Here is an 11634-nt window from a genome sequence, read left to right on the forward strand (position 1 = left end):
GGGCTTTGCCGTTAGACCGGGGTGACACATCACGGAGATCACATGCAAAAGCTTCGCCTTGGAAAGACCGGCCTGACGGTTTCCGAACTTTGCCTTGGAACGATGACATGGGGCAGCCAGAACACCGAAGGCGAGGGCCATGCCCAGGCGGATGCGGCCGTGGACCGGGGGATCACCTTCTGGGACACAGCCGAGATGTATCCGACCAACCCGGTGAAGGCCGAGACGGTCGGCGGCACCGAAGCGATCATCGGGACGTGGCTTGCGTCGCGCGGCGGACGGGAGCGGTTGCAGATCGCCACAAAGATCACCGGCAAGGGTGCGATCGTGCGGCCCGGCCAGCCGATCAGCGGGGCCACGATGCGCGCGGCGGTGGAAGGCTCGCTGCGGCGGTTGCAGACCGACTACATCGACCTTTACCAGCTGCACTGGCCGAACCGGGGCAGCTATCATTTCCGCCAGATGTGGACCTATGCCCCGACCGCAACCGACAAGGCGGCTGAAACCGAGCAGATGACGGATGTGCTGACCACGGCGCAGGCGCTGGTTGCGGAAGGCAAGATCCGCGCCATCGGCCTTTCGAACGAAAGCGTCTGGGGGGCCGCGCGCTGGTTGCATCTGGCCGAAACGCTGGGGTTGCCGGTGATGGGAAGCGTGCAGAACGAATATTCGCTGCTGTGCCGCCAGTTCGACACCGACTGGTCGGAGTTCAGCGTGGCGGAGGACATGTCGCTGCTGGCGTTCTCGCCTTTGGCCTGTGGGTTGCTGTCGGGGAAATATGCGGGCGGGGTGGTGCCTGCGGGGACGCGGCGCACCTTCACGCCAGACCTTGGGGGGCGGATGACTGCGCGTGTGTTCCCGGCGGTGGCGGCGTATCTCGACGTGGCAGCGCGGCATGGGCTGGACCCGTGCCAGATGGCGATTGCCTTCTGTCGCAGCCGGCCGTTCACGACGATCCCGATCATCGGAGCGACGTCGCTGGCGCAACTGGAGGTGAACATGGATGCCGCCGGTCTGGTGCTGGGGGCCGAGGTGCTGGCCGACATTGCGGAAACCCACCGAGCCTTCCCTGCGCCCTACTGACAGTGCTTGCAGCGGGCGGGGGTTCAAGGCACTCCTGTCCGCAACCCCGGAGGGCTGATGCAACGCTTGATACCTGTCTTGATGGCTGCCTGTCTGGCGCTGGCCGGGTGCCAGACCGGGACGACTGCGACGGACGAACCGGTGGCCAACGCGATCACCGGCGGCGAGATCGAGGTGACCGCGCTGGACGACGCCGCGCCCGCAGCGACGGCGAGCGAGGCGGTTGCGGCGGAAGCGGTGCCCGACGCGGCGGAGCCTGCGGAGGCGGTGACGCCTGACCCGGTTGCCAGCGAAGCGGCACCGGTGGCGGAGCCGGAAGCCCTGAAATCAGAGGCGCAACTGGCCTGCGACAAGAAGGGCGGGCGCTGGACGCAGCTTGGCACGTCGAACACGCACACCTGTGTTCGGGTGACGAAGGATTCCGGCAAGAGTTGCACCAAGGAGTCGCAATGCGAAAGCCGTTGCCTTGCACGGTCGGGCACCTGCGCGCCGTTTGATCCGCTTCTGGGGTGCAACGAGATTTTGCAGGACAACGGCGCACGGGTGACCTTGTGCATCGAGTGATCGTGGCGGCTGCGCTGGCGCTGGCCTTGGGCGGTTGTGATCAGACGGGTCGAGGCGAACTGGCGTTTCGAGATGCCGACGCGCCGATCTATTCGGCAGCGGCGTTTGATCCGGGGCGGCTGGAAGGGCGCTGGGTGCAGGCGGCAGCGTTTGGCGGCACTGGCACGTCGAAGTGTGGACCGGGCGCGGTTGAGTTTAACCGCAACAAGTCCGGCCTTTCGGTCAGCGGCCAGCTTTGCCTGCGCGGACGGATGGTGCCGGTTTCGGGCAACCTTGGTGCGCTTGGGCAAGGCAGGCTGACGGTGCCGGGGATGGAGAACTGGTGGGTCCTGTGGGTGGACAGCGGCTACCGCACGCTGGCTGTGGGCACGCCGTCCGGCGGGTTCGGCTTTGTGCTGGACCGGGGGGAAGTGTCGTCTGACCGGCTGGCCGCAGCGCGGGAAATCTTTGAATTCAACGGCTACCGGGCGGACGCATTGGGGCCGGTCTGACCTAGCGCACCTGCTGCAAAAGCCCGGTCAGGTGGCTGACCATCTGGCGCGCGCCAACCTCGGCTTCGCGCACCAGCCCGTCGAAATGCTGGGTGATCGTCTCGACCCGGGCGCTGTCGCGGAACGCGAGGTAATGGCGGCCAAGGTAGATCACCGCCAGCAAAGGGCCAAACACCGTCACCGGGGCAGAAAACACCCGCCGTGCATCAAAAAGGCAGATGCGGAGCGAGGGGTAAAGCTGGTCGCAAAGCGTGATCAGGCGCTGCAACTGTTCGATGCGGACATCGGCTGGCAAACCTTCATAATAGCCGGTCCCGGTGGCGAAGGCCTTAAGTTCATGGACCGGCAGCGCAATCTCGTAATCGGACCGCGCGCCGCGCATCCAGGCGAGGCGGTCCTCGAACGCGCCGAAAGCCTGTTCGGCGGTGCGTCCAAGTTGCGGTGAGTATTCCCATTCCACCATCGCGCGAGTTTTCAGCATGTCGGGCAGGGTGGCAGGGACATGGCGTATCTTATAGCCCGCAGCCTCGCGGTGCCAGGCGAAGATCGTCTCGTCGATCAGGGCGCGGGGCGCTTCGGTCATCGTCATCGAGGTGGCGAGAAGGTCGGCGATCGGTTCGGGGCGGGTTGACAGGCCCAGCAGCCAGTCGGCGCTGACACCGAGGGCACTGGCACAATCGGCCGCCAACTGGGCATTCGGCAGGCGCACGTCATAGGACAGGAGGGCGGAAATGGTGGACCTGTCGACCCCGGTCTGCCGGGCAAGGGCAGACTGCGTGACGCCGCGCGCGGCCATCGCCTCCGCCAGGCGGACGCGAAAGATCGTGGAGCGATCGCGTTTGTCGATTCTTTCAGTCATCTGGTGACTATACACAACAACTGAGGCGTTTTGTTGCCAATCTTCCGGATTCTCGTCAGCCTGACCCGGTGCTAATGCTCGCTTCAAGCGCAACACCCGAGGGTATCTTGAAGTCTGAACGTCCGCCCGTCGAATGGCCAACCCTGATCTTGCTGGTTGCAACCTATTCTGTCTGGATGTTGGCGACGACGGTGATCTGGGATTTCATGCCGGTGCTGGGGCTGATCGCCGCGACCCTTGCCATCGCGCAGTTTTCATCGCTGCAACACGAGGTGTTGCACGGCCATCCGTTCCGGTCGCAGCGGCTTTCGGAAGCGACGGTGTTTCCCGGCCTGACGGTGTTCGTGCCCTATCTGCGGTTCAAGGACCTCCACATCCAGCACCATTTCGACCCGAACCTGACCGACCCCTACGACGACCCGGAGTCGAACTTTCACGACCCGGCGGAGTGGGCGCGGCGGTCTGGGCTGTCGAAACTGATCTACCGGATCAACAATACTTTGGCCGGGCGCATGGCGCTTGGTCCGGCTTTGTCGACTTGGGCCTTGCTGCGCGACGACGCGCGGGCGATCCGGGCCGGCAATCGGCGGGTGGCGTTTGGCTGGCTGCTGCATGTGCCGGGCGTGGCGCTGGTTGCGGGCTGGCTGTGGGCGGTGGGGTCGATGCCGGTCTGGGCCTATCTGCTGGCGGCCTATATGGGCTGGAGCCTTTTGAAGATCCGCACCTTCCTTGAGCACCGCGCGCATGATGCGGCGCGGGCGCGGACGGTGGTCATCGAAAGCCGGGGGCCGCTATCCCTTCTGTTTTTGAACAACAATTTCCACGCCGTCCACCATTCGCAACCAGGCGTGGCGTGGTATCGGCTGCCCGCGCTGTACCGGGCGAACCGCGAACATTACCTGCGGCGCAACGACGGCTATGTGTTTCGTAACTATGCCGAGATTTTCCGGCAGTTCCTGTTTCGCGCCAAGGATCCGGTGCCGCATCCGATCTGGCCGGTGCGCAAGACGGAAGGTGGATCAACCGATGCGGCGGAAGGCCGGAACGTCGGTGGAATTGTCGAAGAACGGAACGCCGGGCTGTTCGTGCCCGCCGAGTAGGGCCTTGACTTCGGCCAGAACGACCTCGGTGATGAACGGCAGGTCAAGCTGCCGGGCGGGGCCAAGGCCGATCCAGTGCAGATGCGAAAGCTCGCCCGAGGCGCGCGAGAAATCCTCGGCCTCATGCCCAAGGGCTGCGGCATCCATCAGGAAAAACCGGGCGTCGAAGCGGCGCGGGCGGCCCGGCGGGGTGATTGCGCGAAACACGAAGCGCATCGACGCGGGCGTGGCGCCAAGGCGGAGGCCGGTCTCTTCCTCCATCTCGCGCAGGGCGGCGCGGACAAGGACATCGGGCATCGGGGCGTCGGGTCCGCAAAGCATCGCCAACCTCTCGGCGCATTGACGCGCGAGCATTCCGGGGGTGGGGGAGGCGTGGTCTTCGGCATCGACCGCACCGCCGGGAAAGACGTATTTCGTCGGCATGAATACCGCGCCTGCGCCACGCTGGCCCATCAGCACCGCCGGGCCGTCCGGCGTCTGGCGGGTCAGGATGATGGTCGCGGCGGCACGGATCTGGTCGGTCATGCCTGCGGCTCGCGCTGGCGGCCACCGAAACCGTGCATCCGCTTGGCCCATTGCAGGGCCACCAGCGCCCCCTTGAGGCGCGGCAGCAGGAACAGCGACAGCGCGACCGTGCCAATCGAGAACACCGAGGCAAGGATCATCGGGTCGGGACGCCAGCGCACGAAGGCAAACAGCAGGATCGGTGCCAGCAGGTGCCCGACGATCAGGATGGTCAGGTAGGCGGGGCCGTCGTCGGCGCGGTGATGGTGCAGTTCCTCGCCACACACTGGGCAGCTTTCGCGCACCTTGAGGTAGCCGCGCATCATCGGACCTGCGCCGCAGTTGGGGCATTTGCGCCGCCAGCCGCGCAAGAGCGCCGGTTTGACCTCGCGTTCGTCGGCGTCCTCTGCGCGCGCAGCCGTAAATGCAGCTGTCATGAACCTTGTCCTTCGATACGGAAATGCGACCCCGATCTGGCCCGATCTGCCCGGCAGGATGCCTACAGCAGTCGTCGGCCGTCGTCGACTCGCTTTGAAGCGTGAACATAAGGGGTCGGCGGCCCGATCTACAGGGTGGGCGGGGGTGCTGTGTCTTGATGTCGCAAGGCAGCGACGGAAAACCGTCGGACGTCCGTTTGACTAGGCACAGGGTCGGCAAGATGCGGCCGGCCATAACCCAGGAGATCGAGATGACGGGCAAGTTCAAGACGGGTGCTGCGGCAATCGTGCTGCTTTCGGCGACCATCGGCAGCGCGGCCTTTGCCGATCGCGGCCCGCGCGGCGGCGACGGGCCGGGCGAGATGATGTTGCAGATGTTCGACACGATCGACGCCGACAAGGACGGCAAGATCACCGAGGCCGAGATCGAGGCGTATCGCGCGGCAGAGTTCAAGGCAGCGGATACCAATTCCGATGGCGTGCTGAGTGCTGATGAACTGGCGCAAAAGCAGATCGCGCAGATGACGGCCCGCGCGGCCAATCGGGCGGCGCGGATGATCGAGGAACTGGACGACAACGGCGATGGCAGCCTGTCGGCCGACGAAATGAACCCGAACATGCGCGAACGGCTTTTCTCGCGGATCGACACCGATGGTGACGGTGCCGTGTCGAAAGACGAGGCGGAGGCGGCGATGGACCACTTCTCCGAAGGTCGCATGCATCGCCGCGGTGACGGTCATGGCATGGGCGGCTGGATGAACGACTGAAAGGGTTTTGCAGCCAGCCGGTTGCCAGCTAAACCTGACGCAGGATGACAATGGCCTTCGACGCGCATGACGATACCTCGGACGAGGCGCTGATGATCCTTTACGCAAACGGGGATCGGCTGGCCGCGCTTTTGCTGACCCGGCGGATCACGCCGCGCGTCATGGCCTATGCCAGCCGTCTTCTGTGTGGCGACCGGGCCGAGGCGGAGGACGTGGCGCAGGAAACCATGCTGCGGCTCTGGCGCGTTGCGCCAGAGTGGCGGCAGGGCGAAGCGAAGGTCACCACGTGGGCCTACCGGGTGGCGACGAACCTTTGCACCGACAGGTTGCGGTCACGCCAGCGGCGTGGCCGTACCGCGCTTGACGATGCACCCGAGGTGCCTGACCCCGGCCTGAGTGAGGTCGAGCGATTGGTGGAAACCGACCGCGCCCGGGCGCTGGAGGCCGCACTGGACCATCTGCCAGAACGGCAGCGCCAAGCGGTCGTACTGCGACACATCGAGGGGATGTCGAACCCGGACATTGCCGCGATCATGGATCTGGGCGTCGAAGCGGTGGAAAGCCTGACCGCACGGGGCAAACGCACATTGGCATCGCTGCTGTCGGGGCAGAAGGATGCGATCGGATATGAGGACCGCTAGGATGCAGCATGATGATATCGACGATCTGTTCGCCGATCTGCGAACGGCCGCTCCGGCACCGTCGGAGGCGCTGATCGACCGGGTTCTGGCCGATGCGCTGCGCGAACAGCCAAAGCCCGCGCCGCTGGCACCGCAAAGGACGGTTGACCGCTGGTCGCAACTGATCCGGCGGCTTGGCGGCGTGCCGACACTGGCGGGCGTGACGGCGGCGGTGGTCGGGATGGCGGTCGGCTATGCCGATCCGACGATGGTGGATGCCTTGGCGGGAGGGCTTTCCAGCTATTCCATCGGCGATGCCGACCTGTTCCCGGCGGCAGATTTTCTTGTGACGGAAGGCTGAACCATGACCGAACCCGAAACGCGCACTGCAACGGCTGGCTGGGTCAAGGTGGTCCTTGCGCTGTCGCTGGCGCTGAACCTTGCGATACTTGGGATGATGGGCGGGGCCTTCCTGCGTGACGGCCCGCGCGAACGGGGGATGCCGCGCGACCTGTCGTTCGGCCCGTTCAACGAGGCGCTGTCGCGCGAGGATCGTCACGCGCTGCGGTCGGCCTTCATGGAGCGTGCGGGCGAGTTCCGCGAGGGCCGCGCCGAGGCGCAGACCGAGTTTAGCACCCTGCTGGCCGCGCTGCGGGCGGAACCGTTTGACCAGACCGCGCTGAAGGCGGCACTGGGGGCAATCGAGAAACGTAACGCCGACCGGCTGGCGATTGGTCGCGAACTGATCGAAGGGCGCATCTTCGCGCTGAGCACCGAAGAGCGGCTGGCCTTTGCCGACCGGCTGGACAAGGCGCTGACCCGTGGCCGCCCCTGAACGGCCCTAGGCGGCCGTAAGCCGGAACGTCACCCGGTTGCGGCCGGCAGTCTTGGCATCCAGAAGCGCAAGATCGGCCTGTTCGATGACACTGTCGACCTGTGGCGCACGGCCCGCAGCAGGCGCAGACACCGCGACACCGATGGAAACCGTTACGGTCAAGGCTGTGCCAGAGCCAAGCCGCACCGGCATTTCCTTGATCGCGCGGCGCAGCCGTTCGGCCACCCTGCGCGCCTCGTGCAGGGCGGTGCGCGGGAGGGCGATCAGGAACTCCTCGCCGCCGATCCGGGCCAGCACATCGGTCATCCGCAGGTTCGAGGTCAGCCGGTTCGCCACCTCGACCAGCACCTGATCGCCGGCGGCATGGCCGAAACGGTCGTTCACCTGCTTGAAGTTGTCGAGATCGACGACCATCACCGCAAATTCCTCGCCCTCGGTCGCCGCCTGCGCGGCAATCGCCTCAAGCCGGGGCAGGGCGTAGCGGCGGTTGTGCAGCCCGGTCAGCGGGTCGATCATCGCCAGACGCAGGTTGTCTTGCACCGACGCGCGCTGCCGGTCGGCGTGACGTTTGCGCCGCAGGAGGCTGCGGACGCGCAAGGCAAGTTCGCGCCCGCTGATCTCGGGGTCCACCGCATCGTCGGCGCCAAGGTCGAAGGCCATCGTGGCGCTTTGCTGATCGTCGGGCAGGTTCACCACGCAGACCGCCGAGTGGCGGGTGAGCGCGTGGCTTTTGAGTTCAGACAGCAGCCTGAGGCTGCCGTTCGCACCGCCGAAATCATCGTTGATGATGAACACGTCCGGGGCAGAGTGGCCATCCTCGGCCATCGCGACATCGGCGAGCGCCTGGGTGCGCGACACGATTACAACATGGTCGCGCGTCTGCTGTTGCAGTTCCTGCTGCCAACGGAGCAGCGTGTCGGGCCGCGAGGCAACCAGCGCGATCGTCGCCCGCGGCTCGAACGTAAGGGCGGGTTCGGCAAGGCCGGCGGGCTGAAGCTGTTCGTTCTGCGAAATGCCGGCGTCACCGCGCGACCGCAACAGATTGCGCAGCCGCGCCAGCAGGATGGGTTCATGCACCGGTTTGGTCAGCACATCGTCAGCCCCGGCCGCAAAGGCATCGACCCGCGCGAGTTCGGCCCGCGCGGCGGTCAGCACGATGACGGGGATATTGCGCGTCTCAGGCGCTGTGCGCAGGCGTTTCAGAACCTCGGCCCCCATCATGTCGGGCAGCGACAGGTCCAGCAAGATCAGGTCGGGCTTGTCCGTGCGTGCCATGTGCAGGCACGCTTCGCCGGTTGCCGCAAGCAACGGATCATAGAACGCCGCCGCGAGCCAGGCGCGGTAGACGATGCGATTTGTCGCTACATCGTCAACAATGAGGATTCGACCGTTCATGCGTGGCGTGCCATCGGTGGCTGCGTTAACCATTGCTACAATGTGTTGCCAAGTTAGTTAAGAAATCCTTTCCGATTTGACGAAAATCATCTGGCAAGGCATGAGACGGACAAACCTTGCGGGAGACGTGCAGCCAATGCAGCAGGAAGCGGCCCAAACCGTGGCGTTGCAGGCGTTGACGTGGATTCTGGGCGACCCGGCGACGCTGGAAGCGTTTCTTGGCGCAACCGGGGTTTCGGCGGGCGATCTGGGCGCCCGAGCGAAGGAGCCGGAGTTTCACGGGGCCATCCTTGATTTCCTTTTGATGGACGATCAGTGGGTCATCGGGTTTTGTGACGCCTCTGGCCTCGCCTATACGGTGCCAATGGCGGCACGGATTGCCTTGCCGGGCGGCCAACAGGAGCACTGGACATGAGCCAACAGATCGCCGGACTTGTCTTTGACAAGGATGGCACCTTGTTCGACTTCCGCATCAGTTGGGGGCGGTGGGCGCAAAGCTTCATTGCCGAAATGGCGCAGGATGACGACCATGCCGACCGCATGGGCCGCGCCATAGGGTTCGATCTGCCGACCATGCATTTCGCGCCGGACAGCCCGGTGATTGCCGGCACGGCGTTCGAGATTGCGGGTGCGCTGCTGCCGACGTTGCCAAACTTCAACCGCGGCACGCTGACCGAGATGATCGACGAGGCCGCCGCCAAGGCCACGATGGCCGAAGCGGTGCCGCTGCATCCGCTGTTTCGGCAGTTGCGCGGAGCTGGGCTGAAGCTGGGCGTCGCCACCAACGATTCCGAAGCGCCTGCCCACGCGCATCTGGCCGCGCATGGGCTGACCGACTACTTCGATTTCATCGCGGGCGCGGATTCCGGCTTTGGCCCGAAACCCGGCCCCGGCATGTGCCTTGCCTTTGCGCAGGCGGTGGGGCTTGACCCCGCCAGGGTGGCGATGATCGGTGACAGTCGCCACGATCTGGAGGCCGGTCGTGCGGCGGGGATGGTCTGCATCGCCGTCCTGACCGGTCTGGCCAGCCACGCCGACCTTGCGCCGCATGCCGACGTGGTCTTGCCCGACATCGGCGAGCTTCCGGGCTGGATGAAACTGGCCTGAAGCGCACATTCCGCAGCCGCTGTCCGAAAACGACATGTTTGCGTCGCGGACGCGGTTCCCATGCGACCCCTGCTTCCGTCATGGTCCTTCTGACATGCGAGAGGAGCTATCATGACCGAAGAACCGAACCGGAAGAAGCGTGCCGGCGGGCGGGCGGGGATGAAAATCCGGGCCGGGACGGCTGTGATCGACCAGATGCCGTGGCGGATTCCGGTCAACCCGGACCGTCCGATCGAGCCTTTGGATGCCGATGGCGTGCAGCGTGTCCACAAGACGGCGATGCGCATCCTGTCGGACATCGGGATCGAGTTCCTGAACCCCGAGGCGCTGGAGATCATGCGCAAGGCGGGCTGCCGGATCAGCGGCACCAACGTCCGGATGGACGAGGATTTCGTGATGGAGATGGTCGGCCACGCGCCGGAAACCTTTACCATTACCCCTCGCAATCCCGCGCGCGAGATCATCATGGGCGGCAACCACATGGTGTTCGTCAACGTCTCCTCCCCGCCGAACTCGTGGGACATGGAGCGGGGCAAGCGGTCTGGCGACTTCGAGACGTTCAAGGAATTCATGAAGCTGACGCAGTATTTTAACTGCATCCACGTGGCCGGCGGTTATCCGGTGGAGCCGATCGACATCCATGCTTCGGTGCGGCATCTGGACTGCCTTTATGAAAAACTGACCATCACCGACAAGGTCGTGCACGCCTATTCGCTTGGCGCCGAGCGCGTCGAGGACGTGATGGAGATGGTCCGCATCGCGGGCGGGCTGACGGAGGAAGAGTTTCAGGCCAAGCCGCGGATGTATACCAACATCAACTCGGTTTCGCCCTTGAAGCACGATTACCCGATGCTGGACGGCGCCATGCGGATGGCGCGGCGCGGGCAGCCGGTGGTGATCACGCCGTTTACCCTTGCGGGCGCGATGGCGCCGGTGACGATGTCGGGCGCGGTGGCGCTGTCGATTGCCGAGGCTTTGGCGGCGGTGGCGCTGTTGCAATACATCAACCCAGGCTGTCCGGTGGCAATCGGCACCTTCACCTCGAACGTCGACATGAAGTCCGGCGCGCCGGCGTTCGGGACGCCGGAGTATATGCGGGCGACGCAGATGACGGGGCAGTTGGTGCGGTTCTACGGCGTGCCGATGCGGGCGTCGGGGGTGTGTGCGGCCAATGTGCCGGACGGGCAGGCGATGTGGGAGACGTCGAACTCCCTCTGGTCGGCGGTGCAGAGCCGGACCAACATGGTGTACCACGCGGCCGGGTGGCTGGAGGGCGGGCTGATCGCCAGCCCTGAGAAGTTCGTCATGGACTGCGAGGTGTTGCAGATGATTCAGCGCTACTTCGAGGAGGCGACCTTTGCCACCACGGAGGATGATCTGGCGTTTGACGCGATCAAGGAGGTGGGGCCGAACGGGCATTACTTTGGCGTCCAGCATACCCAGGACCGCTATCAGGAGGCCTTCTATGCGCCGATCTGTTCGGACTGGCGGAACTATGAGGCGTGGCAGATCGACGGGTCGACCTGGACGCATGAGCGGGCGCACCGGATCTACAAGCAGATCATGGCCGAGTTCGAGATGCCTGAGATGAATGGCGACCATCAGGAGGAGCTGCGCAGGTTCGTGGCGAAGCGGAAGCAGGAAGGCGGGGCGCCAACGGACTTCTGATGTCCCACGGTGGGACATTTTGTGGGCCGTTGATTTTGCTTGGGTTTTTTCTGGGGGTAAGGGGTTGTTAACCGTTGTGGGGGGCGGGTGGCCCCCCACCCACGGCACCTCCCCACGAGGGTGAGGGGAGGCGCTTGAGGGTTGGGCGTGGGCTGATGGCCGGAAGGGGACTGTCCAGTGGACGGTTGGTCGGCCCGATTGGCT

Annotated in this window: 15 protein-coding genes; 11 read left to right on the top strand and 4 right to left on the bottom strand. The window is 65.1% G+C overall.

The window, feature by feature from the left end; all coding sequences use genetic code 11:
- Positions 1-42 precede the first annotated feature (42 nt).
- The 3 genes from ACROUL_RS06740 to ACROUL_RS06750 are packed head-to-tail and all read left to right on the top strand — an operon-like array spanning position 43 to position 2138.
- Positions 43-1083: an aldo/keto reductase gene (locus ACROUL_RS06740; RefSeq protein WP_431298750.1), complete on the top strand. Its 1041-nt coding sequence runs from the start codon at positions 43-45 to the stop codon at positions 1081-1083.
- 57 nt (positions 1084-1140) lie between these two features.
- A complete protein-coding gene (locus tag ACROUL_RS06745; RefSeq protein WP_431298751.1) occupies positions 1141-1647 on the top strand; it encodes a hypothetical protein in 507 nt (168 codons plus the stop codon).
- Complete coding sequence (locus ACROUL_RS06750) at positions 1635-2138, top strand: lipocalin family protein (RefSeq protein WP_431298752.1); 504 nt, start codon at positions 1635-1637, stop codon at positions 2136-2138. Before ACROUL_RS06745 ends, ACROUL_RS06750 begins: the two co-directional genes overlap by 13 nt.
- A gap of 1 nt (position 2139) precedes the next feature.
- On the opposite strand, the gene ACROUL_RS06755 is transcribed toward ACROUL_RS06750, so the two are convergent.
- Entirely contained in the window at positions 2140-2997 is an 858-nt protein-coding gene (locus tag ACROUL_RS06755) for a helix-turn-helix domain-containing protein (protein WP_431298753.1), read from the bottom strand.
- Between the two features lie 107 nt (positions 2998-3104).
- On the opposite strand from ACROUL_RS06755, the gene ACROUL_RS06760 reads away from it, so the two are divergent.
- Complete coding sequence (locus tag ACROUL_RS06760) at positions 3105-4097, top strand: fatty acid desaturase (protein WP_431298754.1); 993 nt, start codon at positions 3105-3107, stop codon at positions 4095-4097.
- On the opposite strand, the gene ACROUL_RS06765 is transcribed toward ACROUL_RS06760, so the two are convergent.
- Both ACROUL_RS06765 and ACROUL_RS06770 read right to left on the bottom strand, forming a co-directional pair.
- A complete protein-coding gene (locus ACROUL_RS06765; protein ID WP_431298755.1) occupies positions 4017-4622 on the bottom strand; it encodes an NUDIX hydrolase in 606 nt (201 codons plus the stop codon). The two genes, ACROUL_RS06760 and ACROUL_RS06765, sit on opposite strands and share 81 nt — an antisense overlap.
- Complete coding sequence (locus ACROUL_RS06770) at positions 4619-5038, bottom strand: DUF983 domain-containing protein (RefSeq protein WP_431298756.1); 420 nt, start codon at positions 5036-5038, stop codon at positions 4619-4621. Before ACROUL_RS06770 ends, ACROUL_RS06765 begins: the two co-directional genes overlap by 4 nt.
- A 221-nt stretch (positions 5039-5259) precedes the next feature.
- Here ACROUL_RS06770 and ACROUL_RS06775 point away from each other — a divergent pair, with 221 nt between their 5' ends.
- The 4 genes from ACROUL_RS06775 to ACROUL_RS06790 are packed head-to-tail and all read left to right on the top strand — an operon-like array spanning position 5260 to position 7260.
- The gene (locus ACROUL_RS06775; protein ID WP_431298757.1) at positions 5260-5805 is read left to right on the top strand and encodes an EF-hand domain-containing protein; all 546 of its coding nucleotides are present in this window, start codon (positions 5260-5262) and stop codon (positions 5803-5805) included.
- Between the two features lie 44 nt (positions 5806-5849).
- Positions 5850-6446: an RNA polymerase sigma factor gene (locus ACROUL_RS06780; protein WP_431298758.1), complete on the top strand. Its 597-nt coding sequence runs from the start codon at positions 5850-5852 to the stop codon at positions 6444-6446.
- 1 nt (position 6447) lies between these two features.
- Positions 6448-6786 (top strand): dihydroorotate dehydrogenase, encoded by a 339-nt coding sequence (locus ACROUL_RS06785; protein WP_431298759.1) that lies wholly within the window; start codon positions 6448-6450, stop codon positions 6784-6786.
- A gap of 3 nt (positions 6787-6789) precedes the next feature.
- Positions 6790-7260 (top strand): periplasmic heavy metal sensor, encoded by a 471-nt coding sequence (locus ACROUL_RS06790; RefSeq protein ID WP_431298760.1) that lies wholly within the window; start codon positions 6790-6792, stop codon positions 7258-7260.
- Between the two features lie 6 nt (positions 7261-7266).
- Here the strand turns inward: ACROUL_RS06790 and ACROUL_RS06795 are convergent, their stop codons facing one another.
- The gene (locus ACROUL_RS06795; RefSeq protein WP_431298761.1) at positions 7267-8655 is read right to left on the bottom strand and encodes a diguanylate cyclase; all 1389 of its coding nucleotides are present in this window, start codon (positions 8653-8655) and stop codon (positions 7267-7269) included.
- Between the two features lie 136 nt (positions 8656-8791).
- On the opposite strand from ACROUL_RS06795, the gene ACROUL_RS06800 reads away from it, so the two are divergent.
- The 3 genes from ACROUL_RS06800 to ACROUL_RS06810 all read left to right on the top strand — a co-directional run bounded on the left by ACROUL_RS06800 (position 8792) and on the right by ACROUL_RS06810 (position 11430).
- Positions 8792-9070, top strand: coding sequence for a DUF3572 domain-containing protein (locus ACROUL_RS06800; RefSeq protein ID WP_431298762.1), 279 nt, complete (start codon positions 8792-8794; stop codon positions 9068-9070).
- Positions 9067-9762: an HAD family hydrolase gene (locus ACROUL_RS06805; protein WP_431298763.1), complete on the top strand. Its 696-nt coding sequence runs from the start codon at positions 9067-9069 to the stop codon at positions 9760-9762. The genes ACROUL_RS06800 and ACROUL_RS06805 overlap by 4 nt, the downstream gene beginning before the upstream one ends.
- Before the next feature lie 111 nt (positions 9763-9873).
- The gene (locus tag ACROUL_RS06810; protein WP_431298764.1) at positions 9874-11430 is read left to right on the top strand and encodes a trimethylamine methyltransferase family protein; all 1557 of its coding nucleotides are present in this window, start codon (positions 9874-9876) and stop codon (positions 11428-11430) included.
- Positions 11431-11634: the final 204 nt, after the last annotated feature.

The organism is Tabrizicola sp. BL-A-41-H6, assembly GCF_050632395.1.
Taxonomy (GTDB): Bacteria; Pseudomonadota; Alphaproteobacteria; order Rhodobacterales; family Rhodobacteraceae; genus JAUYQR01.

What these genes read in the sequence shown, in the direction of transcription:
- ACROUL_RS06745 (WP_431298751.1), top strand. Translation starts at nt 1,141, where the DNA reads ATGCAACGCTTGATACCTGTCTTGATGGCTGCCTGTCTGGCGCTGGCC.
- ACROUL_RS06800 (WP_431298762.1), top strand. Translation starts at nt 8,792, where the DNA reads ATGCAGCAGGAAGCGGCCCAAACCGTGGCGTTGCAGGCGTTGACGTGG.
- ACROUL_RS06810 (WP_431298764.1), top strand. Translation starts at nt 9,874, where the DNA reads ATGACCGAAGAACCGAACCGGAAGAAGCGTGCCGGCGGGCGGGCGGGG.
- ACROUL_RS06780 (WP_431298758.1), top strand. Translation starts at nt 5,850, where the DNA reads ATGACAATGGCCTTCGACGCGCATGACGATACCTCGGACGAGGCGCTG.
- ACROUL_RS06775 (WP_431298757.1), top strand. Translation starts at nt 5,260, where the DNA reads ATGCGGCCGGCCATAACCCAGGAGATCGAGATGACGGGCAAGTTCAAG.
- ACROUL_RS06785 (WP_431298759.1), top strand. Translation starts at nt 6,448, where the DNA reads ATGCAGCATGATGATATCGACGATCTGTTCGCCGATCTGCGAACGGCC.
- ACROUL_RS06790 (WP_431298760.1), top strand. Translation starts at nt 6,790, where the DNA reads ATGACCGAACCCGAAACGCGCACTGCAACGGCTGGCTGGGTCAAGGTG.
- ACROUL_RS06805 (WP_431298763.1), top strand. Translation starts at nt 9,067, where the DNA reads ATGAGCCAACAGATCGCCGGACTTGTCTTTGACAAGGATGGCACCTTG.
- ACROUL_RS06755 (WP_431298753.1), bottom strand. Translation starts at nt 2,997, where the DNA reads ATGACTGAAAGAATCGACAAACGCGATCGCTCCACGATCTTTCGCGTC.
- ACROUL_RS06770 (WP_431298756.1), bottom strand. Translation starts at nt 5,038, where the DNA reads ATGACAGCTGCATTTACGGCTGCGCGCGCAGAGGACGCCGACGAACGC.
- ACROUL_RS06795 (WP_431298761.1), bottom strand. Translation starts at nt 8,655, where the DNA reads ATGAACGGTCGAATCCTCATTGTTGACGATGTAGCGACAAATCGCATC.
- ACROUL_RS06740 (WP_431298750.1), top strand. Translation starts at nt 43, where the DNA reads ATGCAAAAGCTTCGCCTTGGAAAGACCGGCCTGACGGTTTCCGAACTT.
- ACROUL_RS06765 (WP_431298755.1), bottom strand. Translation starts at nt 4,622, where the DNA reads ATGACCGACCAGATCCGTGCCGCCGCGACCATCATCCTGACCCGCCAG.